Origin of the sequence: Streptomyces sp. NPDC018031 (genome assembly GCF_044327625.1) — a bacterium.
Classification (GTDB): domain Bacteria; phylum Actinomycetota; class Actinomycetes; order Streptomycetales; family Streptomycetaceae; genus Streptomyces.
Genome location: NZ_JBIRFT010000019.1, coordinates 56,944 through 81,711, shown reverse-complemented (window position 1 = coordinate 81,711; position 24,768 = coordinate 56,944). Strand labels below are relative to the sequence as shown.

Below are 24,768 nucleotides of genomic sequence, written 5' to 3'. Positions count from 1 at the left end.
GGCCGCCCCGCTCCGGGACGAATCCGAGGCGGACCTCATCCGCCGGATGCCGGGCGGCCCGGTGGGTTGTCGGCGGTGCCCGCTAGGGTCCCCGCACATGAGTGACGGGATCGACTGGATATCCGACGACCTCGGCGACCTGGGTTTCGCCCTGACCATGGTGCGCGGGATCGGCCACGAGGAACTGGCCGTACTCCTGGGTGCCCAGGCGGGCACCGTCATGGACCCGGTCACCACGCACGCCGTGCTGGAGGCGTCGCGGGGAGCGGGACAGCCACCGGACTGCGCGATGCTGGGGGAGACCGGAGACGGCTGGGCCTTCGCCATCGAACCGCCATGGGCCCCGTACCGCGCCGACCGCCTCGCCCCCGGACGGGAGATGTGGTCCCGGTACTCGGTGGTGGGCATCGAGGACACCGGCCAGGACCCGCCCACCGTCTTCGCCACCGTGGACGGCGCGGCCGACTTCCACTACTTCTGGGGTGAGGTGCACGGTGAGGGGACCGAGAACCACCCGCTCACCCGGCGCATGGCGGCCGAGATCGGGCTCGGCGGTCGGGAGCCCGACCCGGACTTCCCCGACGACCCGGAGGAATGGGGTCTGTTCATCCCGGAGATGCGGGACGTCTACCGCCTGCTCGGGGAGCACTACGGGCTGACTCTCCCGCGGCAGGCCATCGCCGAGCGCCGGCTCGCGCACGCGTTCACCGAACCCCGCGTCCGGGTGCGTCCGCTGAAGCCCTGCCCGGTCTGCGGCGAGCAGCTGGTGCCGTGGGGCGGCGGGGCATGGGGGCCGGGCGACTACCGGCTGGTGTGCGTCCACCACAACCTCCCCGGCAAACCCGGCCATCCGGCGGGCTGCCCGGGAGAGCTCAGCGGGCCCGCGCTGGCCGGCGCGGTGCAGGAGGAGCCCAATCCGAGGTACGACAACGTCCGGACGCCCTGAACCGCTCGGCCCGTCCTCGCTCGGCCCGTCCGTCACGTCACCGCCTGGTCCGGGCGGGGGCGCGGCCGGCCCGGCCGGCCGGGTCGCCCGGCAACCCACCGCCGCCGGACGGGCCGTGGCGCCGCGTCGTCGGAGCAGAACCTCCCTGGCGCCCTCGGGCAGCGGCGGAGGCCGGTACCCGACGGCGGCCCCGGGACGGACCGCGCCCGACCGTGCCCGTCCCGGGGCTGGGCAACGGGACACGGCGGGCCCATACTCGGGCCGATGGAGCTGGAGGTGCGGCACCTGCGGTGCCTGGACGCGGTGGACACGGCAGGCAGCGTCACCAAGGCGGCGCGGGCGGTGGGGCTGTCCCAGCCCGCGCTCACCGCCCAACTGCGCCGGGTCGAACAGGCGGTGGGCGGCGCGGTCTTCCACCGCGGCCGGTACGGCACCCGGGCCACCCCGCTGGGCGAGGTGCTGCTGCCGCACGTCCGGGAGGTCCTCGGCGCGCTGGACGACCTGGCCCGGGCGGTCCGCGCGCAGCGGACGGCGCCGGCCGGCCGCGGCCTGCGGATGGGAGCCCGGGCGACGCCGCTCGCCGCCCGGCTGTACGACGTGGCGGCCGAGGTCTTCCCCGGCAGCGTCGCCGACCTGTCGGTGACCGACCGGCACGCGGTGGCGGTCGACGCGCTGGCCCGTGGTGAGCTGGACCTGGTGCTGCACGTGGACTTCCCCGGCCGGGAGGCGGCACCGCCGCCGGGGGTGCGGATGACGGTGGTGGGCACCGAGCCGGTCTTCGTCTCCCTGCCCGAAGGCCATCCGGCGGCCGGGCGCCCCGAGGTCGGCCTCGCCGAACTCGAAGGGCTCGGCTGGCTGCTGGCGGGCAACGGCGACGACGAGTTCGACCGGCACCTGCTCGAGCAGTGCCGGCTGGCCGGGACCGGAGCGATCGTGATCCGCTCCGTCAACCCGCTCCTGCTGGCCCAGATGCTGCGCCGGGGCGATCCGGTGGTCACCGCACTGCAGGCGCTGGACACCGGGCTGCGGCTGACCGGGCCGGTGGCGGAACTCCGCGGCGCTCCGCTCCGCACCCGTCATCTGCTGCTGTGGGCCGAGGACGGGCCGGTGGACGACGAACTCGCCGCACGGCTGCGCACCGGCCTGGTCGAGGCGTACCGCGCCATGATCCCGGATCTCGGCCGGATCCCGGGGTGGTGGCAGCGGAACCCGGGGTGGCTCGGGTCACCGGATGACCCGCGGTGACCGGAGCGGGCGGGGTGCGGGTGCCGCACCGGTGCGGTAGCCGCGCCCGTCCCGCTCAGCGGTAGGGACGGTACGTGGCGGCCATGTCCGGTGGTGTGGTGCGCCAGTCCGGATGACGGTCCAGCCAGGCGCGGTACGCCGGGGGCCGTTCCACGATCTCGTGCTGCGCGCACACCAGTTGCGCCCACAGCTCCCGCAGCCGGCCGGTCGACAGCGGGCCGTCCCGGTGCCAGTACAGCGTGGTGGTGGTGCGCAGCGGGGCGCCCCGCAGCGGCAGGAACACCAGCCCGTCGCGGGGCCGGATGCCCGGAAGCACCGGCAGCACCGCCCGGCCGAGTTCCGCGAGCTGGAGAGCGGCGGTGTGGTCGGCGGTGCGCCGGACCGGTTCGTGGCCCGCGGCCCGGCAGGCCCGGGCGAGGTGACCGCCGAGTTCGGACGGCGGCCCCGGGGGCAGGCACCACGGCTCGCCGGCCAGCTCGGCGAGGTCCACCTCCTGCCGCCGGGCGAGCCGGTGGGCCGCTGCCACGGCGACGAAGAGCGGTTCCACCGCCACCACGGCGCGCTCGATCCGGCTTCCCTCCGGAGCCCGCCCGGCCACACCGGCAGCCGTCTCCTCCGGCCCGGGGAAATGGGTGAGCAGCGCCGCCTCGACGCGGAGGTCGGCCAGCAGTTCCAGTTGCCGTGCGGCGTCCGCGCCGGTGCTGACCTCCACGTCGCTCCCGGTGACCTGGGGAACGGCCACCGACAGGTGGGCCACCAGCATGCCCGGGGTGCAGCCGACCCGGACCAGCGCCGGCAGCGTGCCCGACCGGTGCCGGGCGGCCGCCGCGGTCATCCGGTCCAGTGCGTCCAGCACCGTACCCGCGTGCGCCACCACCGTCTCCCCCAGCGCGGTGGGCTGCGCGCCGTGCACCCCGCGGTGGAACAGTGCGCCGCCGACGGTGCGTTCGGCGCGCCCCAGGGACTCGCTCACCGACGGCTGGGTCATGCCCAGTTCCCGCGCCGCCGCGGTCAGCGTCCCCCGGTCGGCGACGGCCTTGATCACCCGCAGCTGACGGAAGTCCAGCTCCATAGGCGGACTTTATACGAGGCTGGGATTGGTCGGCGGATCATCGTCTTTCCATAGTGGGTGCACGGCCGGATGCTCCCCCGCCCGGCCCGAGGGGACCGTTCCCTCTCACCTCTCCACGGAGGAAACCACACCATGAGATCGCGTATTTCGCTGCGCGGCGCGTTCAGCGCGCTGCTGCTCGCCGCGGCCGCCGTGCTGACGGTCCCGCCCGCGACGCACGCCGCGCCACCCCCCACCGCGAGCGGACCCCGGCCCATCGTCGGCGGCGGTCAGGCCACCGAGACGTACTCGTTCATGGCGTCCCTGCAGGTCCAGGGCCGGCACGGATGCGGCGGTTCGCTGATCGACCAGCAGTGGGTGGTCACCGCCGCGCACTGCGTCACCGGTCAGGGCGGCGGGACCAAGCCGCCTTCCGAGTACCAGCTGCGCATCGGCTCGGTGGACCGGACCCAGGGCGGTACCACGGCGAGCGTGTCCCAGATCATCCGCCACCCCTCGTACCACGGGCTGCCGGGCAACCACGACATCGCCTTGATGAGGCTCAGCCGGCCGGTGTCCAACCAGCCGGTCGCCATCGCCGGTTCCTCCCCGGCGCCGCAGGCCGGGACCCGGCTGCTGGGCTGGGGGCAGACCTGTCCGGAGCGCGGTTGCGAGCAGAACCCGCCGCGCATCCTCAAGCAGCTCGACACCCGGATCAACCCGGACCGGATGTGTTCGCAGGGCTTCAACCCGTCCGGTGAACTGTGCGTCTACGGCACCACCCGGGCCACCGCCTGCTACGGCGACTCCGGGGGGCCCGCGCTGATACGCGGGGGCAGCGGCTGGGAGCTGGTCGGTGCGACCAGCCGGGCCGGCGGGGGCGGTTCGGTGTGCGGCACCGGCGATTCCACCATCTACACCGATGTGACCGCCTACCAGCAGTGGATCGGTCAGTACGTGGGCGGCTGAGCGCCCGGTAGGTGAGGAAGCGGGCCGGGTGGCGGGCGTGGGGTTCCGTCCACCCGGTCTCGCGCCGGGCGGGTCCGGGTCTTCGGCCAGGGGGGTCCGAGCCCCGGGATACCGAGCCGCCCGGCGCGGCGGCAAGGGGCGGCGGCGGTTCGTCGGTTCCCCGCCACCGCCCCGTGGCGGGGTCCTCCGCCTCCGCCCGTGATGGGCGGGCACCCGGTGCCCGCCCATCACGGGTTCCACGCCCGTGGTGCGGGACCGGCCCCGGAGCCGCTCCGGGGCTCCTGCGTACCGTCTCCCCCGGGGGCGGAGGTGCCGGGGGACGGCCCGGAGCCGTCATCGCCGGCGGGACCGGTCCGGGGTGTGTGGCAGGGTCGTCGCCGGTCCGGGGCGGCACGACGACGCGTCCGGGAGCAGTGGTCCGGGCGCGGGCTGAATCCTTTCGGGCGGCCCGCGCCTCTTATCACCGTACCGACGGACGTCGGGCCCACACCTGGAGGTTTTCATGATCATCGGTATCGGTATCGCCGTCGGCGCAGTACTGCTGTGCACCTGCGTGCTCGCCCTCAAGCGCAAGCGCGGTGCGCGTGGCTGACTCGGCCTGGCCCAGCGAACAGCTCGTCGTCGCCGCGCAGCACGGCGACGTCGATTCGATCGCCGCGCTGGTGTCGGGCTCCCACCCGAACGTGCGGCGCTTCGCCCGCTCCCTCTGCGCGACCCCGGAGGACGCCGAGGACGCGGCGCAGGAAGCCCTGATCATCCTGTACCGCAAGATCGGGATGCTGCGGGCGTCCGGCGCTCTGGCGTCGTGGATGTTCCGGATCGTCCGCAACGAGTGTCTGCGGCGCGCGCGGACGATGGTGCGGGACCACCCGACGGTGCCGGACAGCACCGCCGTGGACTCGGCCGAGGACGAGGCACTGCGACGCCTGGAGACGGACCGGGTGGTGGCGGCGGTCGCGGCTCTGCCACCCGACCAGCGCCGGGTGCTGATCATGCGAGACGTCCAGGGCCTCAGCGGACGGGCGGTCGCCGACGCGCTGGGCCTCAGTACGGCGGCGATGAAGTCGCGTCTGCACCGGGCCCGCGCGGCGGTCCGGGACACCCTTCGGGCCACGCCCGACCCTGTTCCAGGAGGAGACGATGACCGGAACGAAGACTGACGGCCCCGACTTCGCGAGCGCCTCGCTGGCCCGGCACCTGGCGCGCGGCGCGGTGGGATTCGGCGCGCTGGTCGGCTCGGTCGCACTCATACCGGCCGTCGGGCCGGTCAGCCTGGTGCTCCTGCCGGCCGGCCTGGTCGCGTTGCGCGGCTGCCCGACCTGCTGGGCGGTCGGGCTGGCGCAGACCGTTTCCAGGGGACGCCTGCGGCGCTCCTGCGAGGACGGCCGGTGCACGCTGACCGTCGCGGACCGCGGGAAGCAGCACGCGGAATCGGTCGCCTCCTAGTCCCGCGCCGGGCGGCGTACGCCCTCCGGTGTGCCGGCGCGCCGCCCCGGCGGTCGCCGGGGCGGCGCCGGGGCCGTCGGGCCGTGCGGGCGGACACGGGTGCGCGGGATCGGTGGCGGTGGGGGCCGGCGGCTGCCGCGGGCCCTCCGCGGCGGACCGGCCGGTGGGGACCCGGGGGCGTCCGCGGATGGTGCGCCGCCCGCGCGGCGGGGGCCCGGGCGAGCGTCGTCCGAGCTGCCGGTCGGGGCGGCGGCCGCGCAGCCACCGGATCGCCCGGCGGCGCCCGCCGAGTGCGGTGCGGTCCGCGGAACCCGGGGGCCGGACTCGGGCCCGTGCCCGGGCCCGCCGTCCCTCCGGTCGGAAAACCGGTTGTGCGCACCGTGGTCCGTCCGCAGGATCGGCCCATGACCGCGACCACCGCCTGCCTGCTGCCGACCACCGCCGACCGATCGGCGCGCGGCCGACAGCAGCCCGGCCACCGGCGGAGGCCGACGCCCCCGCCCCGGTGACCGCCGCCCTGGTCGCCGGTCTCCTCGCGGGCTACGGCATCGCCGTGCCCGTGGGGGCGGTCGCGACCCATCTGGTGGCGCTCACCGCCCGGACGTCGTTGCGGATCGGTGCCTGCGCGGCCCTGGGCGTGGCGACCGCCGACGGTCTCTACGCGCTTCTCGCCGCGTTCGGGGGCTCCGCGCTGACCCGGCTGATCGAGCCGGTGATGCTGCCGCTGCGCTGCCTCTCGGCGCTGGTGCTCGTCGCACTGGCGGTCCGCGGCGGCGTCGCCGCGGTCCGCCGCCACCGCTCGCCCAGGGCAGCGGGCCGGCCCGACGGGGCCGCTCCCGGCCCGTTGCGGGCCTATCTGAGTCTGCTGGGGATCACTCTGATGAACCCCACCACCCTGGTCTACTTCGGGGCGCTGGTGCTGGGGAGCCGCACCACCGAGGACTTCGGCCCCCTGGAGCACGGCGTGTTCGTGCTCGCTGCCTTCGTCGCCTCCGCCAGCTGGCAGCTGTTGCTGGCCGGCGGTGGGGCGCTGCTCGGCCGGGCGCTCACCGGCAGCCGGGGGCGGCTGGTGACGGCGCTGGCCTCCAGCGCCCTGATCACCGCACTCGCCGTCCACTTGCTGGTCTCGGCGTTCTGATCCCGCGGGGCGCCGGCGCGGCCGGCGCCCCGCCGCCGGGCCCGGCCGCCCTGCCCCGGCGGGGTGCGGACCGGGCCCGCTCGCGGTTCACCCGCACAAGGCGGTGTCCACGGCGGCTTCCAGATGCCGTCGGCCCGTCTCGGTCGGGATGGCGGTCACCGTGACGTTGGCGGACCGGCCGTCCTCGGTGACACCGCCCAGGGTCTCGTAGCCCGGGATGGTGCCGCCGTGCCCCCAGTACACGCCGCCGCACGACAGCGGTCTGCTCATCACGCCCAGCCCGTAGCGGAGTCCGGGGCGCGCCTGGTCGGCCGGGACGGTGGTGCGCATCTCGGCGAGCTGGGCCGCCGGGAGCAGCCGGCCGGCGAACAGCGCGGTGTAGAACCGGTTGAGGTCGCCGTCGGTGGACACCATCGCCCCCGCCGCCCACGCCCAGGAGGGGTCCAGTTCGGTGAAGTCGCGCAGGGGCCCCTCGGGCGTCGGCCGGTGGTAGCCCCTGGGGTGGCGGCCGGGCAGGGTCATGTCGCCGGGTGCGGGGAACGAGGTGTGGCGCAGCCCGATCCGGTCGATGACGCGGCGGGTGATCTCCTCGCCCAGCGGCCGGCCGGTGACCTTCTGCACGATCAGGCCCGCGACCAGGTAGTTGGTGTTGCTGTACTGCCACCGCGCGCCCGGGGGGAACTCGGCCTCGCGGGCGAGGGCGGTGTCCAGCAGGGCCCGGGGTTCGAGGTACCGGCGCGGATGCGCGATGACCTCGCCCTGGTCCAGGTAGTCGGGCAGTCCGCTGGTGTGCTGGAGGAGCCGGCGCACCGTGATGCGGCGCCCGTCGGTCCCGTCGCCGCGCAGCAGCCCGGGCAGGTAGGTGTCGACGGACGCGTCCAGGCGGATCCTTCCCTCACCGGCGAGTTGCAGGACGACCACGGCGGTGAACGCCTTGGTGTTGCTGCCGATCCGCACCCGGCCGTCCCGCGGCACCTGCCGTCCGGTGGTCAGGTCGGCCACACCCGCGGTGTAGTGGCGGGTCCGTCCGCCGCGGTCGGTGACACCGGCCAGCGCGGCGGGCATCCCGTCCTGGCGCACCAGCGCGTCCAGACGCTGCTGGACGGCGTCCGGCCGGGCGGCGGGGACGGTGGGCACGGCGGCCGCGCCCGCCGTCATCGCGGCGACCGCCACCGTGGCGGCGAGCACGGCCCGGCGCCGGCCGCGCGGACGGCGCGGCGAACGGGCGGTGGGTGCCGCCGTGGCCGTCGCGGGGGTCGGGGGCGCTGCGGGTGCTGCGGATGCCATGGGGCCCATCCTGTCGGTTCGTCGGGGAGACCGGTGCGGCACCCCGGTGGTACGGGCGGAACGCACGGCCGGATCACGGCCGGGTGAGGCGGGCGGCGGCGCCGGTCGGTCGCCGTTCAGTGGGCACCGACCCGGTCGTGGTGCGGCCGGGGGGCCGGCGGGTCGGTGTGCCGGCGGCGGCCCCGGCCGGGCCGGACCGGCCACCAGGTGGCCCGCCCCAGGATCGCGGCGAGCGCCGGCACCAGCACGATGGACAGGAGGAAGGCGGAGAGCATGATGCCCAGCGCCGTGGCGAAGCCGATCTGCTGGGTGGACGGGGCCGCGTTGACCGCGAGGCTGCCGAAGGACGCGGCGAGGACGACACCCGCCGTGGCGATGGCGGGCGCGGTGTGGCGCACCGCCCGGGCGACGGCGGCGCGGGCCGGGCCGGGGCGTTCCATCTCCTCCCGGATGCGGTCGCTGATCAGGATGTTGTAGTCGGTGCCGAGCGCCACCACGAAGAGGAACAGGACCAGCGGCAGGACGAAGTTGACGCCCGGCTTGTCGAGCAGGTGCTGGAAGACGAGGGCCGAGGCACCGAGGGTGGCGGCGAAGCCCAGGCCCACGGCGAGCATCAGCACCACCGGGGCGAGCAGGCTGCGCAGCAGGACGAGCAGAATGAGCGCGATCAGCGCGGCGGCGACCGGGAACACGATCCGCAGGTCGTGGTCGACGGCGGTGGAGATGTCCGCGAAGATCGCGGCGGTGCCGCCGACATGGGCTTCCAGCCCGGGCGGGGTGTGCCGGGCGACGGTGTCGCGGACGGGCCCCGTGACCAGGTCGCGCGCCTGCCGGGTCTGCGAGTCGGCGGTCAGGTAGAGGTCGATACGGGCGGCGGTGCGCTTGTCGTCGAGGACCGTCGGGCCGGCCCGGCCGACCCCCTCGGCCTTGGTCAGGGCCGCGCGCAGCGCGCCCAGCCGGGCGGTGGTGAGGGCGCGCCCGTCGGTGGCGGTGACGTAGACGGTGGCCGGGTCGGACACCCCGGCGGGCAGGGCACGGGAGATCTCGGCCGAGGTGGCGGCGGCCGGGGTGTCCTGGGCCCCGGAGGTCTGGCCGAAGTCCATCCGGATGCCGACCAGTCCGGCCGCCAGCGCGCCGAGCAGCGCGACGGAGGCCAGCACCAGGGTGAACGGGCGGCGGGCGACCAGGTCGCCGACGCGCGCGGCGGTGCCGGGCCGCGGCTCGCGCTTGAGGGACCGGGACGGCCAGAACATCCGGCGTCCGGTGACCGCGAGCAGCGCGGGCATCAGGGTGAGGCTGGACAGCAGCATGACGAGCACCGAGACGGCGATGGCGGGGCCGAGGACGCGGAACTGCCCGAAGGACGCGATGCCGAGCGTGGCGAAGGCGGCCACGATGGTGAGCGCGGCCGAGGTGATCGCGGTGCCGACCCGGGCGCTCACCTCGGCCGACACGGTGCGCGCGGGCAGGTCCGGGCGGGCCCTGAGCCGTTCCCGGAAGCGGAAGAGGAGGAAGAGGAAGTAGTCGACGCCGATGCCGATCAGCACCACGCTGATCATGCTCGGGGTGGACGTGTCGAGCTTGATGCCGGTGAGCATGGCGGCGCCGACCACCGCGCCGGCCGCCGCACCGCCGGTGACGACCACCGCGAGCAGCGGCACGAAGGCGGCCGCCACACTGCGGAAGACCAGGATGTTGACGAGCACGATCAGGCCCATCATGAGGGCGCCGACGACCTTCTCGGTCGTCTCCTGGGCGTCGGCGGTGTCGACGAGGTCGGCCAGCCCGCCGGTGAAGCCGGTCCGCAGTCCCGCCTCGGCGAACTCGTCCCGCGTCCGGTCCCGGAACGCGCGGTACACGTCCTGCAGGCCGGGGTCGGCGGAGTTGCCGGTCAGCCGGACCGAGAGCAGTTCGAAACTGCGGTCGGGCGCGACCATCGCCGGGCTGACCGCCGGGGTCTGCGAGTGGTCCCGGCCGAACCAGGCGGGCGGGCCCTCCTCGGGCTCGGGCATCGGCACGCGCCGTTGGCCCAGTTCCGCGGCGACGGCGGCGACCCGGCGGTGGTCGGGGCCGGTGAGGGGCCCGCCGTCGGTGCGGGCGACGAGCACGGTGACCGTGTTGGCGTCGGGCCGCACCCCGAACCGCTCCTCGGCGATCCTCAGGGCGGCGGCCGAGTCGTACTTCGCGGGCAGGAAGTCGCCGCTCTGGGCCTGGGTGACGCGGTGCACCAGCGCCTGGCTGAGCAGGGTCAGGGAGATGCCCAGCACCGCCCAGAGGGCGATGACCTTCCAGGGGTTGCGGGTGGCGAACCCGGTCAGGGCGCGGATCACGTCTTCCTCCGGCGATGGGGTGGGGGCGCCGGGTCCTCCCGGGCCGGTGCCCAGCTCATCAGCGCGGACGGCCGGAATCGTCCGAGTGCGGGAGGAGAAGGAGGCTGGGAGCCAGGGCCGGGCCGGGCCGCCGGACCAGGACCGTGGTCCTGGTCGGGGTCCGTCCCGCGGGCCCGGGGCGGGGCCGGTTCCCGGTGCCAGAATGGATCAGGAGACGACGGGTCGTGGCCTGCGGGGAGAGCCCGCGGGACGGCCGGGGAGGGGACGGGATGGCGACGACGACACGACCGGTGTCCGGGGCCGCCGTGGTTCAGGAAGCCGGGCCGGGCGGTGACGCGCTGCCGTGGACGCGCAACGACGGCCTGGTCGCGGTCGGCGCGGCGGTCGTGGACCTGATCGGCTTCACCCTCACCAGCCAGGTCGAGCGGGGGTACGCGCCGCCCGTCGGATTCGTCCTGCTGGCGGTGTCCGCGCTGCCGCTGCTGGCCCGGCGCCGGGCCCCGGTGCCGACGCTCGCGGCGGTCCTGCTGGCGGGCCTGGCGCTGAACCTGAGCGTGCCGGTGTCGCAGCACTTCAACGCCACGGTCGTGGTCGCGCTCTACACGGTCCTGCGGTCCCGCGGCCCGGCGGTGGCGGTGCCGGCGGTCCTGGTGTCGGTGACGCTGCCGCTGGTGGGGCAGACGTCGTGGCCCCGGCCGCCCCTGGTGGACGTGCTGGGCAACGGGTCCGCCGGGCTGCTCGTGGTCGTCGCCGCCACCGTGATGAACCACTGGCAGCGCGACATCGAGGCCAACCGCCGGCTGCTCGCCGACCGGGCGGTGGCCGACGAACGGCGGCGCATCGCCCGCGAGTTGCACGACATCGTGGCCCACCACATCACCACCATGCAGCTGATGGCCGGGGGTGCCCGGGCCCATCTGGCCCGGGACCCGGAGGTGGCCAGGGAGGCGCTGATCACCCTGGAGGGGTCCGGGCGGATGGCGCTGCGCGAGATGCGGCAGCTGCTGGACGTCCTGCGCGCCGGGGAGGAGCCGGAGGAGGTACCGGCCGCGCCGCAGCCGGGCGTCGGCGACCTGGAGCGGATCGTCGCCGAGTCGTGCCGGGTCGGGCTGCCCACCACGCTGGAGCTGCGGGGCGCGGAGCGCCCGCTGCCACCGAGCGTGGGCCTGACCGTGTTCCGGATCGTGCAGGAGGCGCTGACCAACGCGCGCAAGTACGCGGGCGAGGCACGCGCCTCGGTCCGGCTGACCTACCGGCCGGACGGGGTGGAAGTGGCGGTGACCGACGACGGCGCCGGCACCGGCCCCGGCACCGGCTCGGGTTACGGCCTGGTCGGGATGCGGGAGCGGGTCGTGCTGCACGGTGGGACACTGCGGGCCGGCCCGCTGGACGAGGGCGGGTTCCGGGTGTCGGCCCGGCTGCCGCTGGCGCCCGGCGAGGAGGGACCGCGATGACCGACCCCGTCGACGGGCCCGCCATCAGGGTGCTGATCGCGGACGACCAGCCGCTGGTGCGGCGCGGCCTGGCACTGATCCTCTCCCCCGACCCCGCCTTCGAGGTGGTCGGGGAGGCCGGGGACGGCGCCGAGGCGGTGGACCTGGCGCACCGGCTGCGGCCCGCCGTGGTCGTGATGGACATCCGGATGCCGGTGCTGGACGGCGTCGCCGCGACCGCCCGGCTGACCCGGGAACTGCCCGGCTGCCGGGTGCTGGCGCTGAGCACCTTCGACATGGACGAGTACGTGGTGGCCGCGCTGCGCGCGGGGGCCTGCGGGTTCCTGCCCAAGGACATCTCGCCGGAGGAACTGGTCACCGCGGTGCGGGTGGTGCACACCGGGGAGGCCGCCGTCGCGCCCCGGCTGCTCACCCGGCTGATCGCCGCGTACGTCAGGGCCCCGCACCGGCCGGAACCGCCCGCCGTGGACCCGGGTGGGCTCACCCCGCGTGAGCGGGAGGTGTGGCGGCTGATGGCCACCGGGCTGGACAACGCGGAGATCGCGGCGGTGATGGCCATCAGCGTGTCGACCGTGAAGAACCACATCACCAGCGTCTTCGGGAAGCTCGGCGTCCGGGACCGGGCGCAGGCGGTGATCGCCGCGTACGAGACGGGGCTGGTCGAGGCGGGCGCCCGCGGCTGAGCGGGGCGGACGGCGGCACCGCGCGGCGGCGGGCGGCCGCCGGTGGCCCGGGCCGCCGCGGACCTGCGCCGCTCGGACGTGCGCCGCTCGGACGTGCGCGGTGGCGCACCGCCCGGACCGCGGCCCGCGACGACCGGGGGCCCGGCCGCCCGGCCCGCGGCGTCCCGTCCGGGGAGCCACCGCGCCACGGCCCCCGGGGCACCGCGCCGCGGCCGCTCCGGCCGCCGTGCGCGGCGGCGCACGGCGGTCTGCGCGACCGTTCCGGGGCTACGGCGTTCCGGTCCGGTCCACCGGCTGCTCGGCCGGGAACCGTACCGGCAGCGCGGTCAGCGCGCGGACGAACGGGCCCGGCCGCCACCGCAGTTCGCTCTCCGGGACGGCCAGCCTGACCTCCGGCAGCCGGTCCAGCACCCGTTCCAGCGCCACCGCCGCGATCAGATGCGCCGGCTGCTTGGCCGCGCAGGCGTGCGGGCCGGCGCTCCAGGCGAGATGCGCCCGGTTTCCCATCCGGTGCGGGGAGGCCAGCGCAGGGTCGTTGTTGGCGGCGGCCAGACTGACCACCACCGGCTCCCCCTCGCGCAGCCGCACCCCGGCCAGTACCACGTCCCGGACCGGGTAGTGCACCGCGAAGTTGGCCAGCGGCGGGTCGGTCCACAGGATCTCGTCCAGCGCGTCCACCACGGACAGGGTGCCGCCGGAGAGGCTGCCGGCGAAGCGGGGGTCGGAGAGCAGCAGCCGCAGCCCGGTGCCGATCAGGTTCTGCAGCGGCTCGGTGCCCGCGCCCAGCAGTACCAGCAGGTTCTGCACCAGTTCCTCGTCGGTCAGCGCGGACGGGTGCGTCGCCAGCCAGGACGTCACATCGGCCGCCGGACGCCGCCGCTTGAGCGCGACCAGCTCCCGCAGGCACTCCAGGAGATCCGCCTCGGCGCTCTCCGGGTCGGCCCCGTCGAAGATGTCGTACATGGCGGTGATGAGCCGCTCCCGGGACTCCGGCGGGCAGCCGAAGAGCCGGGTGGAGACCAGCGTGGGAAGCAGCCGGGCGTACTCGCCCACCAGGTCGGCCTCACCCGCCGGAGCGAACCGGTCGATGAGCACGTCCGCGCTGTGCTCCACATAGGCCCGCAGTGCGTGCGGGTCCACCCGGTCGTAGACGTCCGACACGGCCTGCCGCAGCCGGGCGTGCTGCGACCCGTCGTTGAACAGGCAGTTGGGCCGGTATCCGAGCACCGGCACGACGGGGCTGTCGGCGGGCACCCGCCCGTCGGCGAGCGCGTGCCAGCGGCGGGGGTCCTTGGCGAACGTCTCGGGGCTGCGCAGCACCTGCAGCGCGGTGTCGTAGCCGGTGACGAGCATCGCCCCGACGCCGGGAGCGAGCTCGACCGGCGCGACGCTCCCGTACTCGCCGCGCAGCCGCTCGTAGACGCGGGCCGGATCGGCGGCGAACTCCTCGCCGTAGAGCGGGACTCCGGTGGCTCCGTGGCGGACGGGGCAGCCGGTGGGTGGGGTCACGGACACTCCTGAGGGGTGGGTGCGGAGGAAGCCGGTGCGCGCCCGGCCGAGGCTAGGCGAGGGCCGGTGCCCGCCGAAGGGGAAGATTGCACAGCGAATCCGCGGATCGGTTGCGGAGTGCTGGGTGAAGCACCGGCCCCGCGGACCCCGGCGAACGGACCCGCGGGCCCACGCCCCCGCCCCCGCCCTGGCCCTGGCTCACACTCTCGCCCTCGCCCTCGCCCTCGCTCTCGTTCACACTCTCGCCCCCGCTCTCGCTCTCGCGGCCGAACGGCCCGCCACGGCGGCCGGTGTGCTCGACTGGTGCCGTGGAAGCCTTCTGGACGAGCGTCGTAGCGGTGGCGGGCACCCTGCTGGGGTGCGTGGTCACGCATGCGTCCCAGCGTCGCGCGACCGAACGCGGGGAGCTGTTCGCCCGGGCCGAGGCGCTCCGGCAGGAACGCGTCACCACCTACAGCGCGTTCGCCGCGGCGATGGAGGACTACCGCCACGGCCAGGCGAGCCGCTGGTACCGCCAAGCGGAGGGGCCGGACGGGGAGGCGTACCGCACGGCCCGGGACGAGGCACACCACCTCCGTACCGCCGCCCGGCAGGCGCTCTACCGGGTGGAACTGCTCACCGGGGACCGGGACGTGGTCCAGGCTGCCGAACGGGCCTACCGGTGCACCTGGGACGTGTCGAACGCGCGGGACCAGGCGGACCGGGACGCCCGGGACGCCCGGGCGCGGCAGGCCATCGAGGCGTTCATAGCCTGTGCCGCGCCACTGGTCCGCTGAGCCGTCGGACTTCGGGGTGGTGCGGCTCAGCCGGACGCCGTGAGCAGGGATTCGGCGACGGCGGTGCGGGCGTAGAGGACCGAGCGGCCCGCGCGGTGGGCGCTGACCAGGCCGGCGGCGCGCAGCGCGGTCAGGTGCTGGGAGACGCCGGCCGCGGAGATCCCCGTCCGGCCGGCCAGGTCGGTCGTGGAGGCGGGGGCCGCCAGCTCGGTGAGCAGCATGGCGCGCGACCGGCCCAGGACGGCGGCGATCGCCTCGGCGTGCGGTACCGGCCGGGGTTCCCACAGGGTGCCGGTGGCCCGGGCGGGGTAGGCGAGCTGCGGCGGCTCCGGTGCCCGGGACCAGGTCAGCACGCCCTTGGCGAACACCGAGGGCACCAGCAGCAGACCGGGGCCGGACGTCTCGCGGGAGACGGTGCTGCAGCGCCGGACCACCCGGAGGGTGTGGCGGTCCCACCTCACCGACGGGTGCAGGTCGTTGAAGAGGTGGCCGGTGCCGTGCTCGGCCACCTGCCGTGCGCGGTGGAAGACCTCGGCGTCCAGCACCGCGCGGATCTTGGCCCAGTAGGGGGCGAGGGCCAGTTCCCAGTAGGCCTCGATCTCGTCGGTGACCCGGCCGAGTCCGGCCGGAGGGTCGGCGCGCAGCGCCCGGCGGCGCGGGGTCGCGCCGCCGAGGGTGTCGAGGTCCTGCCGCACCCGGCTGGCCGGGGTGGCGCGGATCGCGGCGAGTTCCGCTTCGAGCGTCGGGGCCGGCACGCGGGGGAACGGGGTCAGGAAGTCGCAGACGTAACCGCGCGCCGGGACCAGTTCCGCGAGCCGGCCGCGGTCCAGTCCGGCCGCCGCCACCCGCGGCCGGACCTGTTCGACCCACCGCCGGTGCACCGGGTGCGGGGCGGCGGACGCGAGCAGCCCGAAGCTGGTGACGACTTCCCACATCGGTGACACCGCGAAGCGGGTGTGCGCCAGGTCGTCGGTGGAAAAGGCCAGTTCGGAGACCACGCCCGGGCCCGCCCTTCGATTGGATTCGGTCAGAGCTTAATCAGTGGCCGCCGGGCGCACGGAACGCACAGGATTCGGCCACCGGTCGTGGGACCGAACAACCTGAGGAGATTCCGGATGAACCGACACATCCCCTTCGCGCGTCTGCACAACTTCCGCGACGTGGGCGGCTACCGGACCGTGGACGGCCGGACCGTGCGGTGGGGGCGGCTGTACCGGTCCGACTCGCTCGGCAAGCTCCACGGCGAGGACTGGGAACGGTTCCTGGGCCTGGGCATCGGGGCGGTGATCGACCTGCGCTATCCGTGGGAGATCGAGGCCAAGGGCCGGGTCCCCGGGCACCCGTCGTTCGCCTACCACAACCTCAGCATCGAACACCGCCCGTACGACCAGGCGGCCCTCGGCGCCGATGTGGACACCGGGCCGTTCCTGGCGGAGCGGTACCTGGAGGTGGCGCACGACGGGGTCAAGGAGATCCGCGAGGCGCTGGAGGTGATCGCGGCCGCCGGGGACACGCCCGTGGTGTTCCACTGCGCGTCCGGCAAGGACCGGACGGGGCTGCTGGCCGCCGTGGTGCTGGACCTGGTGGGCGTGCCGGAGGCGGACGTCGTCGAGGACTTCACACTCACCGGGCTCGCCACCGCGCGCCTGCTCGCCGACTGGCGTGCCGACCATCCGGGCCAGGAGCCGACCTGGCCCGGGTACGGCCGCGCGCCCGCCGACGTCATGCGGCTGTTCCTCGCAGCCCTGCGGGCGGAGCACGGCTCGGTGCGCGGTTACGTCACCGGGCTGCTGGGGGTCGGCGAGGACACGATCGCCGGTCTGCGGCGGAACCTCCTCACCCCGGGCCGGGAGGGGTAGCCGACCGGCCGCCGGGGCCGGCGCCGGGCGGCACGGCAGCCGTGGTCCGGGTGGTTCGGGCGGCGCCGCCGGATCGGATCCGGTACGCCGCGCCGCCTGCCGTACTACCGCGGCCCGCCGCCCGTCCCGCCGGTCGTACCGGGGCGGCCGGGGGCGGCCCCGGTGGCTCAGCCGCCGGGAAGCAGCCGCCGTTCGGCGGCCGGCAGCCCCTTGTCCCACCAGTGGCCGTAGCGCCGGTAGACGTCCGGGTCGCGGTCGGCGAGGAACGCCCCGAGCGCCCGGGCCTCCGCCGCCAGTGCCTCCCAGACGTCCTCGGGGAGAGGGTGGAAGGCGGTGGCCTCGATGCCGCCGCCGACCGCGCGCCAGACGCCCGCGACGTAGCCGTCCACCAGCAGGGCGGGCAGGACGTCGCCGTTCACCCGGATGAGGTGTTTGCGGTAGGCGGGCGGTATGACCCGGCTGCGGTCGGCGTAGACCAGCAGGATGCTGTCCCACATCGGCAGCAGCCTGGGCGGGGCGGGGGTGTCCTCGGCCGGGCGCGGCGCACCGGGGACGTCGTACACCGCCGTGCCGTCCGGGCCTGCCAGCTGTTCGAGTTCACCGGCGAGCCGCTGCACCGCCGCTCGCACCCGGGCCCGCTGCACCATCGCGAACTGCGCCATGTCCGCGACCGAAGCCGGCCCGAAGCCCTCCAGGTAGCGGCGGATGAGGGCCCGCAGACCGGTGTCGGCGTCCGGCTCGGCCGGCGCCGGCCGGGTGCCGGCCGCGAGGTAGGACGGCCGGCTGTCGAACGACCAGGGCGGACCGGCGGGCACGTGCCACAGCGGCGCGTACTGCCGCAGCAGCCGCCAGGCCGTCGGTTCCACCGGGGCGCCCAGCCGCTCGGTGAGCCGGTCGCGCAGCTCGGCGGCGGTCCGTGGCCGGTCGGCGTACGTCAGCAGGTCCGGCAGGAGTGCGTCGGCGTCGGCCGCGGTGAGCCCGGACGCCCTGAAGCGGGCGTCACCCAGTCGGGAGGCGCGCAGCGTCGGCTCCATGGCCGCCCGGAACGCCGGGTAGTCCTCGGCGTGGACCAGGTGCAGGGTGACGCGCATCAGCGTCGACCTGACCGTCTGGAAGCCGGCCGCGGCCGCGTCGAGGGCGGCCGGGTCGAACCCGCCGATCCGGTTCCACAGCGCCAGATACGGCGAGGCGGGCTCCTGTGCCTGCAGGGCGACCACCCGTCGCACCGCGTCGGCGACGTCGATGGACTCGCGGTGCAGCAGCAGCTGGCGGGCGAGGGTGGCGCGGTTGAGCGCACGCGCGGTGATCGTCATGGCGGGATTCTCTCGTCTCCCGGGACACCGGGCCCGGCCGCCTCCCCGGAGATGGCGCCGGGCGCTGGCGGACCGAGGCGAACGGGGCTCCACCGGGCCCGGGGCGCGCCGGCCGGCGATCGCCCCGCTGGTGCCCCGGCGGTATCGCGGCGCCGCCCGGCCGGACATCCGCGAGGGCCCGGGCGGCCGGGAGCGAACCGGCCGGCTCGGGGACCGCGGCGGCCGCGCCGGGCCCCGCCGTTCCGGGGGCCGGTCACGCCGGCGAACCGCCGGTGTCCGCCATACGGACGCCATCTGCCGGCGCCCGATGGACGGGCCCGCGGCAGTCCCCCGGGGCGCCGCTCGTCCGGCGCCCGACGCCAAGTGACCGGCTGGTAGGGGGAGATACCCACCGTGTCCGCCTTTGATGCGACCCGGCGCGACGGGACACGCCTCCACCACCGGCCGGGCCCGGCGTCAACCCCCCACGGCCGGTGGACACTTCGCGTCCGCAACGTCACGCATATACTTTCGATCAGACCAAGGAGCAGCTGCACGGGGGGTGTCCGGGTCCTGCGGGATCCGCGACCAGGTGCTCCGCTCGCGCGCCGACGCCTCCTGACCTGCCCCACCCGACAGGAGTGACATCATGCCCACTGCACTTGTCACGGGAGCGACCGCCGGCCTTGGCAAGGCGTTCACCCGAGCGCTGGCGGAACAGGGTTACGACCTGGTTCTCGTCGCACGTTCCGAACGCGATCTGAAGGAGCACGCCGACCTCCTGCAGACCGACCACGGCATCAAGACCGAGATCCTGCCCGCCGACCTCACCACCGATGAGGGCTGTGCCGCCGTCGGCGCGCGGGTGGCGGCCGAACCCGTCGTCGACCTGCTCGTCAACAACGCCGGCATCGGCCACGACAAGCCGTTCCTCGAAACGGGCATCCAGGCCCAGGAACGCCTGCTCAACCTGAACGTCCGGTCCGTGCTGCGCCTCACCGACGCGGCGCTGCGGGAGATGACGCGCAGGCGCTCCGGCACCATCGTCAACGTCGCCAGTGTCGCCGGACTCGGCCCCACCTGGCTCAGCTCGACCTACCCCGCCAGCAAAGCGTGGATCATCTCGTTCACCGAGGCGCTCGCGGCCTCGCAGGAGGTCCGCAGCGCCGGGGTCCGGATGATGGCCCTGCTGCCCGGTTACACCAAGACCGAGTTCCACCAGCGGGCGGGAATCTCCACCTCCTTCCCGCCGCCGTGGCTGTGGCTCGAGGCGGACGACGTCGTCCGCACCGCGCTGCGCGACCTCCGCAGGGGCAAGGTGCTCAGCATCCCGAGCTTCCGCTACAAGGCCACCGCGTGGGGGCTGCGGCACTTCCCGCGCTCGCTGTCCTGCCGGTTCGCCTGGGACGTCAGCAAGCCCGGGCACTGACCGGAGCGGCTGCCCCGGTGAAGGGGCACCGCCAGGGCTCCGGCGAGCACCCGGCCGTTCCGGAAGGCGAGTCGGCCGCGCCGGTCGCCCTTCCGGAAGGCGCCCGCGCCGGGCCCGGTTCGCCGCCGCGCGCGGTACGACCCGCCCACCGGCCCGCCCGCGGGCCGGTGGGTCCCTCGCCCGCGCCCCGGGCTTCGCACCCTCGGCTGCCGTCTTCGCCGGGTCGGTCCGGCCCGGCGACGGTCGCTGAGGGCACACGGCGCGGCCGGAGGTGACACGACGTCAGTCGCCCTGAGCGTTCCGGACGCGGCGCCGACGCCGCACGTCATCGGCGACCCTGGCCGGGCACGGACGAGGCACCCGGGCACCTGATACAACGTCAGTGAAGTGAGGCGGCCGGCGCCGCCCCGGCGCCGGCCGCGGGCGTCCGCGGGAACCCGCCCGAGAGCGCGGTCCGCCCCCGGGTGCGATGACCGACGCAACGTCAGGAACGGTGACACACCGCGGCCCCACGTCCGGCCGCGCACGCCATCGACCGTGCCGAACGGCCCGGCCGGGCACTGGAGGCGAACCCGACGCAACGTCAGGCCGGCGCCGGATCACGGAATCCGCATACCCGCCCCCGAAGTCATCCACGGCGGGCCGACGGTTCCGCGCGTGCGCCGTCCGGCGTCGGGAGCCCGCCGCCGGGGCGGAGTGGTTCCGGTGGCACGGCTCGCCCGCTGCTGGGAGCGCAGCCGGCTCGGACGTCCTCACCGGCCTGCCGGCCGGACTTCCCGCAGCGCCGCCGCCAGCCGGCGGACGCCCTCGTCCAGTTCGGCGAGGTCGGCGGTGGCGGCGAAGCCGAGCCGGAGGTGGGCCGCGGGCGGCTCGGCGGCGAAGTAGCGGCTGCCTGCGCTGACCGTCACACCGTGCTGCCGGGCGGCGCCGGCCACTGCCGTGTCGTCCGCCCCGGCGGGCAGCCGGACCCACAGATGGAGTCCGCCGCCGGGGAGGCCGGCGAGTGTGGCGTCCGGGATCTCGCGGGTGACCGCGGCGGCCAGGGCGCCGCTGCGGTCCCGCAACGCCGCGGCGAGGGACCGCAGATGGCGGGGGTACGCGGGCGAGCTGAGCAGTTCCAGCGCCGCCTCCTGCAGCGGGCGGCTGACGAAGAAGTCGTCGACCAGCCGGACCGCGCGCATCCGCTCCATCACCGGGCCACGGGCGATCAGGGCCCCGATCCGCAGGCTGGGCGCGGTGGACTTGGTCAGCGAGGTCACATGGACCACGGTGCCGTCCCGGTCGTCGGCCACGAGCGGGCCGGGCACCGGCCCGCCGTGTCCGAGGTGCCGGGCGAAGTCGTCCTCGACCACGAACGCGCCCGACGCCCGCGCCACGTCGAGGATCTGCCCGCGGCGGCCGGGCGCCAGTACCGCGCCGGTGGGGTTCTGGAAGGCCGGCTGGCAGTAGAGCACCCGGGCGCCGGTCATCGCGAACGCGTCGGCCAGCAGGTCCGGTCGCAGCCCGTCGGCGTCGAGCGGCACCGGAACCGGGCGCAGCCCCGCCGCCCGGGCCGCGGCCAGCGCGCCGGGGTAGCCGGGGGACTCCACCAGGACCGGACTGCCGGGTGCGGCGATGGCCCGGAACGCGATGGACAGGGCGCTCTGCCCGCCCGCCGTGATCAGCACGTCGTCCGCGGTGACCGCGCCCCCGGCCTGCTCGGCGAAGACGGTGCGCAGGGTGCTCAGGCCGTTGGCGGGGGCACGGTCCCAGGCGTCCGGGCGCCGTGCCGCCCGGGCCAGCGCCGCGCTCAGGGCCCGGGTGGGCTGCAGTGACCGGTGCACATAGCCACCGTCCAGGGTGATGGTGCCGGGCGGTGCGGGGGCGGGCGGGTCGGCGACCAGTCGGGTGTCCACGGCCCGGTCGGTGAGTGCGACCGTCTGCCACGCGGTGTCGGCGGCCTGCCGGTCGCGCCGGGCGCGCAGGGCGACGTAGGTGCCGCTGCCCGGGCGGGTGACCACCGCGCCCTCGGCGGCCAGTACCGCGATGGCCCGCGCCACCGTCACCGGGCTGACCCGGTACTGCTGGACCAACTCCCGGCTGCTGGGCAGCCGGTCGCCGGGCGAGAGCCGGGTGACCAGCCCGCGGAGGCTGTCCGCCAACTCCACAGAAGTGCTACTGTCTGACATGAGAAACAAGGATAGTGCTACTGAGTCGGTCCGGGAAGCGCTTCAGCTGGACGTCGCCGCACTGCGTGCCGAGACCCCCGGTTGCCGCCAGGTGATCCACTTCAACAACGCCGGATGCGGTCTGCTGCCCGCTCCGGTGCTCACCGCGATGACCGGCCACCTCAACCTGGAGGCCCGGACCGGCGGTTACGAGGCGGCGGCCGCCCGGGCGGCCGAGGTACGCGAGTTCTACACCGAGCTCGCCGCGCTGCTCGGCACCACACCCGACAACATCGCCTTCGCCGGCAGCGCCACACACGCCTACGCCACCGCGCTGTCCTCGATCCCGTTCGAACCCGGCGACACCATCCTCACCACCCGCGACGACTTCATCTCCAACCAGATCGCCTTCCTCTCCCTGCGGAAGCGGTTCGGGGTGCGCATCGTGCACGCGCCCGACGCCCCGGAAGGCGGCGCGGACGTACCGGCCATGGCCGCACTGATGCGGACCCACCGCCCCCGCCTGGTGTCCGCCACCCACGTCCCCACCAACTCCGGTCTGGTCTCGCCGGTCGCCGAGATCGGCCGTCACTGCCGCGAGCTGGATCTGCTCTACCTGGTCGACGCCTGCCAGTCGGTGGGCCAGTACCCCCTGGACGTGCGGGAGATCGGCTGCGACCTGCTCACCGGAACCTGCCGGAAGTTCCTCCGCGGGCCCCGGGGCTCGGGCTTCCTCTACGTGTCCGACCGGGTGCTCCGCGCCGGGTACGAGCCGCTGTTCATCGACATGCACGGCGCCCGGTGGACCGAGCCGGGCGCCTACCGGCCGGTGGCGACCGCGGCCCGGTTCGAGGAGTGGGAGTTCCCCTACGCGACGGTGCTCGGCTGCGCCGCCGCCACCCGCTACGCGCGCGACGTCGGCATGGAGGCCATCGCGCGGCGCACTCCGGCGCTCGCGGCCCGGCTGCGCGCCGCGCTGGAACCGGTCCCCGGGGTGCGGGTGCTGGACCGCGGCCCGCAGCTGGCCGCCCTCGTCACGTTCGCCATCGACGGCTGGGAACCGCAGCCCTTCAAGGCCGCGGTGGACGCGCTCGGCATCAACTCGGCGCTCAGTTACCGCGAGTTCGCCCAGTTCGACTTCGGCGACAAGGACGTCGACTGGTGTCTGCGCCTGTCGCCGCACTACTACAACACCGAGGAGGAGGTCGACCACGTGGCCGAGGCGGTCGCCGACCTCGCCCGCCGGGCCGGGGGCAGGCGGCGGGGAGGCCGGTGACGGCGACCGGAGCACCGGCCGGGCGGGCGGTGGCGCCGGCGGCCGCCGGCGCCACCGGTCTTCCGGACCCTCCGGTGCGGTGAACCCCGAGCGCCGGCGGCTGCCCGGGCAGCCGCCGGCCAGGAGAGGGCCGGCGCGCCGGAGGCCGGCCGGGGCGGCGCGCGGCCCGGCGGCCGTGCCGCGCTGGTGCCGCACGGCCGGCGAACGCCCGCACCACCGCGGCGCCGCGCCCGGCGGCACCCGCCGGAGCAGGCGCCCGGGTGCCCCGTCACCTCGCCGGACGGCGGCCGCCGTGCTGCCGGGCCCGACCGCGTGCCCGCCCGCCGGCGCTCCGCCACTCGCGTGGACCTGCCGGTCCGCGCCGCACGGCCGGGCACCCCCGGGGTAGGTAGCTCGGCATGGCCGGCATCGAACTCACCAGCACCGCTTTCACCGACGGCGCCTTCGTCCCCCGCCGTCACGCGAAGGAGGGCGAGGACCTCTCGCCCGACCTGACCTGGACGGGCGTTCCGGACGACGCCGCCGAGCTGCTCCTGCTGTGCGAGGACCCGGACGCCCCGGTGGGAACGTTCGTCCACTGGCTCGTCACCGGCATCGACCCGGGCGGCGGCGGGGTGCCCGCCGGCGGCACACCGCCCGGCGGGCAGCAGCGACGCAACGGCTACGGGGACATCGGCTGGGGAGGACCCCACCCGCCCGCCGGAGACGGGCCCCACCGGTACTTCTTCCGGCTCTACGCGCTCGTCGAGCCGGTCGCCCTGCCCGACGAGGCGACGGCGCAGGACGTGCACGCGGCGGTGGATCGGCACCGGTCGGCCACCGGGGTGCTCATGGGCCGCTATCAGCGCTGACCCGCCCGGTGGTACCGGGCGGGTCAGCGCTGATAGCGGCCACGTCCCACGAGCCGGGGCCGCCGACGCGCCCGGCCGTGCGCCGCCGTGCGGGGCGGCTCGGGCCGGCGCGAAGCTCTCAGGCGTCGGCCAGCATGCCGCTGCGGAGCCGGGCGAGGATGCGGGTGAGGAGCCGGGAGACGTGCATCTGCGAGACCCCGATGTGCTCACCGATCTGCGCCTGGGTCAGCTCCTCGACGAACCGCAGGTGGAGGATGCGGCGGTCGCGTTCCTCCAGTTCGGCGATGAGCGGCGCGAGCGCGTCGAAGTCCTCGATCAGCTCCATGGCCGGTTCCTCGACGCCGATGAAGTCGGCCAGGGCGGTGTCCCGGTCCTTCTCGTCGCTGCTGATGGCCGCGTCCAGGGAGGCGCTGTTGTAGCCGTTGGCGGCGATCTGCGCCTCGACCACCTCTTCCTCACCGAGGTTCATCAGCTGGGCGAGCTCGGCCACCGTGGGCGACCGGCCCAGGCGGGAGGACAGCTCCTCGGTCGCCTTCGCCAGCTCGACCCGGGCCTCCTGAAGACGGCGGGGCACATGGACCGACCAGCTGGTGTCCCGGAAGAACCGCTTGATCTCACCCACGATGTAGGGCACGGCGAAGGTGGCGAACTCCACCTCGCGGGACAGCTCGAACCGGTCGATCGCCTTGATCAGGCCGATCATGCCGACCTGGACGATGTCCTCCATCTCCTCCGCGCCGCGGTGCCGGAAGCGCCCGGCGGCGTAGCGGACCAGGGACATGTTCATCTCGACCAGGGTGTTGCGAACGTACTGGTATTCGGCGGTGCCCTCTTCCAGGGCCGCCAGCCGGTTGAAGAACAGCTTCGACAGTGCACGGGCGTCGCTCGGGGCGATCTTGGCCGGCTCCTCGATCTCCGGCAGCGCCGCGGTACCCGGGGCCGCCTTCGCTTCCACTGTCAACGCCATGGTCCCTCCCGATTCCGTGAGCGCACGCAGGTCTTCCGCGAACGGTGTGTCCCGCCTACCCAGACGCACACCCGCCATGCCTGCCGATCCGCCGACGCTTCGGCAGGTCCGGT

21 protein-coding genes are annotated in these 24,768 nt (G+C 75.4%); 13 read left to right on the top strand and 8 right to left on the bottom strand.

Annotated elements, in window-relative coordinates; genetic code table 11:
- The first annotated feature begins 97 nt into the window (after positions 1-97).
- Both ACH4B3_RS29580 and ACH4B3_RS29575 read left to right on the top strand, forming a co-directional pair.
- Positions 98-946 (top strand): hypothetical protein, encoded by an 849-nt coding sequence (locus ACH4B3_RS29580; RefSeq protein WP_398467969.1) that lies wholly within the window; start codon positions 98-100, stop codon positions 944-946.
- A gap of 264 nt (positions 947-1,210) precedes the next feature.
- Positions 1,211-2,191, top strand: a complete 981-nt coding sequence (locus tag ACH4B3_RS29575) for a LysR family transcriptional regulator (protein WP_398467967.1) — start codon at positions 1,211-1,213, stop codon at positions 2,189-2,191.
- Positions 2,192-2,246: 55 nt separating this feature from the next.
- On the opposite strand, the gene ACH4B3_RS29570 is transcribed toward ACH4B3_RS29575, so the two are convergent.
- A complete protein-coding gene (locus ACH4B3_RS29570; RefSeq protein WP_398467965.1) occupies positions 2,247-3,263 on the bottom strand; it encodes a LysR family transcriptional regulator in 1,017 nt (338 codons plus the stop codon).
- Positions 3,264-3,395: 132 nt separating this feature from the next.
- On the opposite strand from ACH4B3_RS29570, the gene ACH4B3_RS29565 reads away from it, so the two are divergent.
- From ACH4B3_RS29565 to ACH4B3_RS29550, 4 genes are all read left to right on the top strand, one after another.
- Positions 3,396-4,211, top strand: coding sequence for a S1 family peptidase (locus ACH4B3_RS29565; RefSeq protein ID WP_398467963.1), 816 nt, complete (start codon positions 3,396-3,398; stop codon positions 4,209-4,211).
- A 584-nt stretch (positions 4,212-4,795) separates the two neighbouring features.
- Complete coding sequence (locus ACH4B3_RS29560) at positions 4,796-5,371, top strand: RNA polymerase sigma factor (protein WP_398467961.1); 576 nt, start codon at positions 4,796-4,798, stop codon at positions 5,369-5,371.
- Positions 5,352-5,657 (top strand): hypothetical protein, encoded by a 306-nt coding sequence (locus tag ACH4B3_RS29555; protein ID WP_398467959.1) that lies wholly within the window; start codon positions 5,352-5,354, stop codon positions 5,655-5,657. The genes ACH4B3_RS29560 and ACH4B3_RS29555 overlap by 20 nt, the downstream gene beginning before the upstream one ends.
- 505 nt (positions 5,658-6,162) lie before the next feature.
- Positions 6,163-6,795 carry a LysE family transporter gene (locus ACH4B3_RS29550; RefSeq protein ID WP_398467957.1) on the top strand — a complete coding sequence of 211 codons (633 nt, stop codon included), beginning with the start codon at positions 6,163-6,165 and terminating at the stop codon, positions 6,793-6,795.
- Between the two features lie 87 nt (positions 6,796-6,882).
- Here the strand turns inward: ACH4B3_RS29550 and ACH4B3_RS29545 are convergent, their stop codons facing one another.
- Positions 6,883-8,082, bottom strand: a complete 1,200-nt coding sequence (locus ACH4B3_RS29545; protein WP_398467955.1) for a serine hydrolase domain-containing protein — start codon at positions 8,080-8,082, stop codon at positions 6,883-6,885.
- 116 nt (positions 8,083-8,198) lie between these two features.
- Complete coding sequence (locus ACH4B3_RS29540; RefSeq protein ID WP_398467953.1) at positions 8,199-10,412, bottom strand: MMPL family transporter; 2,214 nt, start codon at positions 10,410-10,412, stop codon at positions 8,199-8,201.
- Between the two features lie 269 nt (positions 10,413-10,681).
- On the opposite strand from ACH4B3_RS29540, the gene ACH4B3_RS29535 reads away from it, so the two are divergent.
- Together ACH4B3_RS29535 and ACH4B3_RS29530 are read left to right on the top strand one after the other, a co-directional pair.
- Positions 10,682-11,866: a sensor histidine kinase gene (locus ACH4B3_RS29535; protein ID WP_398467951.1), complete on the top strand. Its 1,185-nt coding sequence runs from the start codon at positions 10,682-10,684 to the stop codon at positions 11,864-11,866.
- A complete protein-coding gene (locus ACH4B3_RS29530) occupies positions 11,863-12,549 on the top strand; it encodes a response regulator (RefSeq protein WP_398467949.1) in 687 nt (228 codons plus the stop codon). The genes ACH4B3_RS29535 and ACH4B3_RS29530 overlap by 4 nt, the downstream gene beginning before the upstream one ends.
- Before the next feature lie 267 nt (positions 12,550-12,816).
- On the opposite strand, the gene ACH4B3_RS29525 is transcribed toward ACH4B3_RS29530, so the two are convergent.
- Positions 12,817-14,058, bottom strand: coding sequence for a cytochrome P450 (locus ACH4B3_RS29525; protein ID WP_398467947.1), 1,242 nt, complete (start codon positions 14,056-14,058; stop codon positions 12,817-12,819).
- A gap of 308 nt (positions 14,059-14,366) precedes the next feature.
- On the opposite strand from ACH4B3_RS29525, the gene ACH4B3_RS29520 reads away from it, so the two are divergent.
- Complete coding sequence (locus tag ACH4B3_RS29520; RefSeq protein ID WP_398467945.1) at positions 14,367-14,834, top strand: hypothetical protein; 468 nt, start codon at positions 14,367-14,369, stop codon at positions 14,832-14,834.
- A gap of 26 nt (positions 14,835-14,860) precedes the next feature.
- On the opposite strand, the gene ACH4B3_RS29515 is transcribed toward ACH4B3_RS29520, so the two are convergent.
- Positions 14,861-15,832: a helix-turn-helix domain-containing protein gene (locus ACH4B3_RS29515; protein WP_398467943.1), complete on the bottom strand. Its 972-nt coding sequence runs from the start codon at positions 15,830-15,832 to the stop codon at positions 14,861-14,863.
- Between the two features lie 117 nt (positions 15,833-15,949).
- On the opposite strand from ACH4B3_RS29515, the gene ACH4B3_RS29510 reads away from it, so the two are divergent.
- Positions 15,950-16,693, top strand: coding sequence for a tyrosine-protein phosphatase (locus ACH4B3_RS29510; protein WP_398467941.1), 744 nt, complete (start codon positions 15,950-15,952; stop codon positions 16,691-16,693).
- Between the two features lie 167 nt (positions 16,694-16,860).
- Here the strand turns inward: ACH4B3_RS29510 and ACH4B3_RS29505 are convergent, their stop codons facing one another.
- Positions 16,861-18,006 (bottom strand): winged helix DNA-binding domain-containing protein, encoded by a 1,146-nt coding sequence (locus tag ACH4B3_RS29505; protein WP_398467939.1) that lies wholly within the window; start codon positions 18,004-18,006, stop codon positions 16,861-16,863.
- A 628-nt stretch (positions 18,007-18,634) separates the two neighbouring features.
- Between ACH4B3_RS29505 and ACH4B3_RS29500 the strand changes: the two genes are divergently transcribed.
- Positions 18,635-19,414 carry an SDR family NAD(P)-dependent oxidoreductase gene (locus tag ACH4B3_RS29500; RefSeq protein WP_398467937.1) on the top strand — a complete coding sequence of 260 codons (780 nt, stop codon included), beginning with the start codon at positions 18,635-18,637 and terminating at the stop codon, positions 19,412-19,414.
- Between the two features lie 752 nt (positions 19,415-20,166).
- On the opposite strand, the gene ACH4B3_RS29495 is transcribed toward ACH4B3_RS29500, so the two are convergent.
- Positions 20,167-21,582: a PLP-dependent aminotransferase family protein gene (locus ACH4B3_RS29495; RefSeq protein ID WP_398467935.1), complete on the bottom strand. Its 1,416-nt coding sequence runs from the start codon at positions 21,580-21,582 to the stop codon at positions 20,167-20,169.
- Here ACH4B3_RS29495 and ACH4B3_RS29490 point away from each other — a divergent pair.
- Both ACH4B3_RS29490 and ACH4B3_RS29485 read left to right on the top strand, forming a co-directional pair.
- The gene (locus ACH4B3_RS29490; RefSeq protein WP_398467933.1) at positions 21,581-22,837 is read left to right on the top strand and encodes an aminotransferase class V-fold PLP-dependent enzyme; all 1,257 of its coding nucleotides are present in this window, start codon (positions 21,581-21,583) and stop codon (positions 22,835-22,837) included. The two genes, ACH4B3_RS29495 and ACH4B3_RS29490, sit on opposite strands and share 2 nt — an antisense overlap.
- Before the next feature lie 398 nt (positions 22,838-23,235).
- The gene (locus ACH4B3_RS29485; protein ID WP_398467931.1) at positions 23,236-23,688 is read left to right on the top strand and encodes a YbhB/YbcL family Raf kinase inhibitor-like protein; all 453 of its coding nucleotides are present in this window, start codon (positions 23,236-23,238) and stop codon (positions 23,686-23,688) included.
- 118 nt (positions 23,689-23,806) lie between these two features.
- On the opposite strand, the gene ACH4B3_RS29480 is transcribed toward ACH4B3_RS29485, so the two are convergent.
- On the bottom strand, positions 23,807-24,655 hold the full coding sequence (locus ACH4B3_RS29480) for an RNA polymerase sigma factor SigF (protein ID WP_398467929.1): 849 nt from the start codon (positions 24,653-24,655) through the stop codon (positions 23,807-23,809).
- Positions 24,656-24,768: the final 113 nt, after the last annotated feature.

Bases quoted from the DNA above. Each gene is read 5' to 3' on its own strand.
- ACH4B3_RS29480 (WP_398467929.1), bottom strand. From the start codon at position 24,655: ATGGCGTTGACAGTGGAAGCGAAGGCGGCCCCGGGTACCGCGGCGCTG.
- ACH4B3_RS29495 (WP_398467935.1), bottom strand. From the start codon at position 21,582: ATGTCAGACAGTAGCACTTCTGTGGAGTTGGCGGACAGCCTCCGCGGG.
- ACH4B3_RS29505 (WP_398467939.1), bottom strand. From the start codon at position 18,006: ATGACGATCACCGCGCGTGCGCTCAACCGCGCCACCCTCGCCCGCCAG.
- ACH4B3_RS29565 (WP_398467963.1), top strand. From the start codon at position 3,396: ATGAGATCGCGTATTTCGCTGCGCGGCGCGTTCAGCGCGCTGCTGCTC.
- ACH4B3_RS29555 (WP_398467959.1), top strand. From the start codon at position 5,352: ATGACCGGAACGAAGACTGACGGCCCCGACTTCGCGAGCGCCTCGCTG.
- ACH4B3_RS29580 (WP_398467969.1), top strand. From the start codon at position 98: ATGAGTGACGGGATCGACTGGATATCCGACGACCTCGGCGACCTGGGT.
- ACH4B3_RS29575 (WP_398467967.1), top strand. From the start codon at position 1,211: ATGGAGCTGGAGGTGCGGCACCTGCGGTGCCTGGACGCGGTGGACACG.
- ACH4B3_RS29535 (WP_398467951.1), top strand. From the start codon at position 10,682: ATGGCGACGACGACACGACCGGTGTCCGGGGCCGCCGTGGTTCAGGAA.
- ACH4B3_RS29500 (WP_398467937.1), top strand. From the start codon at position 18,635: ATGCCCACTGCACTTGTCACGGGAGCGACCGCCGGCCTTGGCAAGGCG.
- ACH4B3_RS29530 (WP_398467949.1), top strand. From the start codon at position 11,863: ATGACCGACCCCGTCGACGGGCCCGCCATCAGGGTGCTGATCGCGGAC.
- ACH4B3_RS29570 (WP_398467965.1), bottom strand. From the start codon at position 3,263: ATGGAGCTGGACTTCCGTCAGCTGCGGGTGATCAAGGCCGTCGCCGAC.
- ACH4B3_RS29485 (WP_398467931.1), top strand. From the start codon at position 23,236: ATGGCCGGCATCGAACTCACCAGCACCGCTTTCACCGACGGCGCCTTC.
- ACH4B3_RS29490 (WP_398467933.1), top strand. From the start codon at position 21,581: ATGAGAAACAAGGATAGTGCTACTGAGTCGGTCCGGGAAGCGCTTCAG.
- ACH4B3_RS29510 (WP_398467941.1), top strand. From the start codon at position 15,950: ATGAACCGACACATCCCCTTCGCGCGTCTGCACAACTTCCGCGACGTG.
- ACH4B3_RS29545 (WP_398467955.1), bottom strand. From the start codon at position 8,082: ATGGCATCCGCAGCACCCGCAGCGCCCCCGACCCCCGCGACGGCCACG.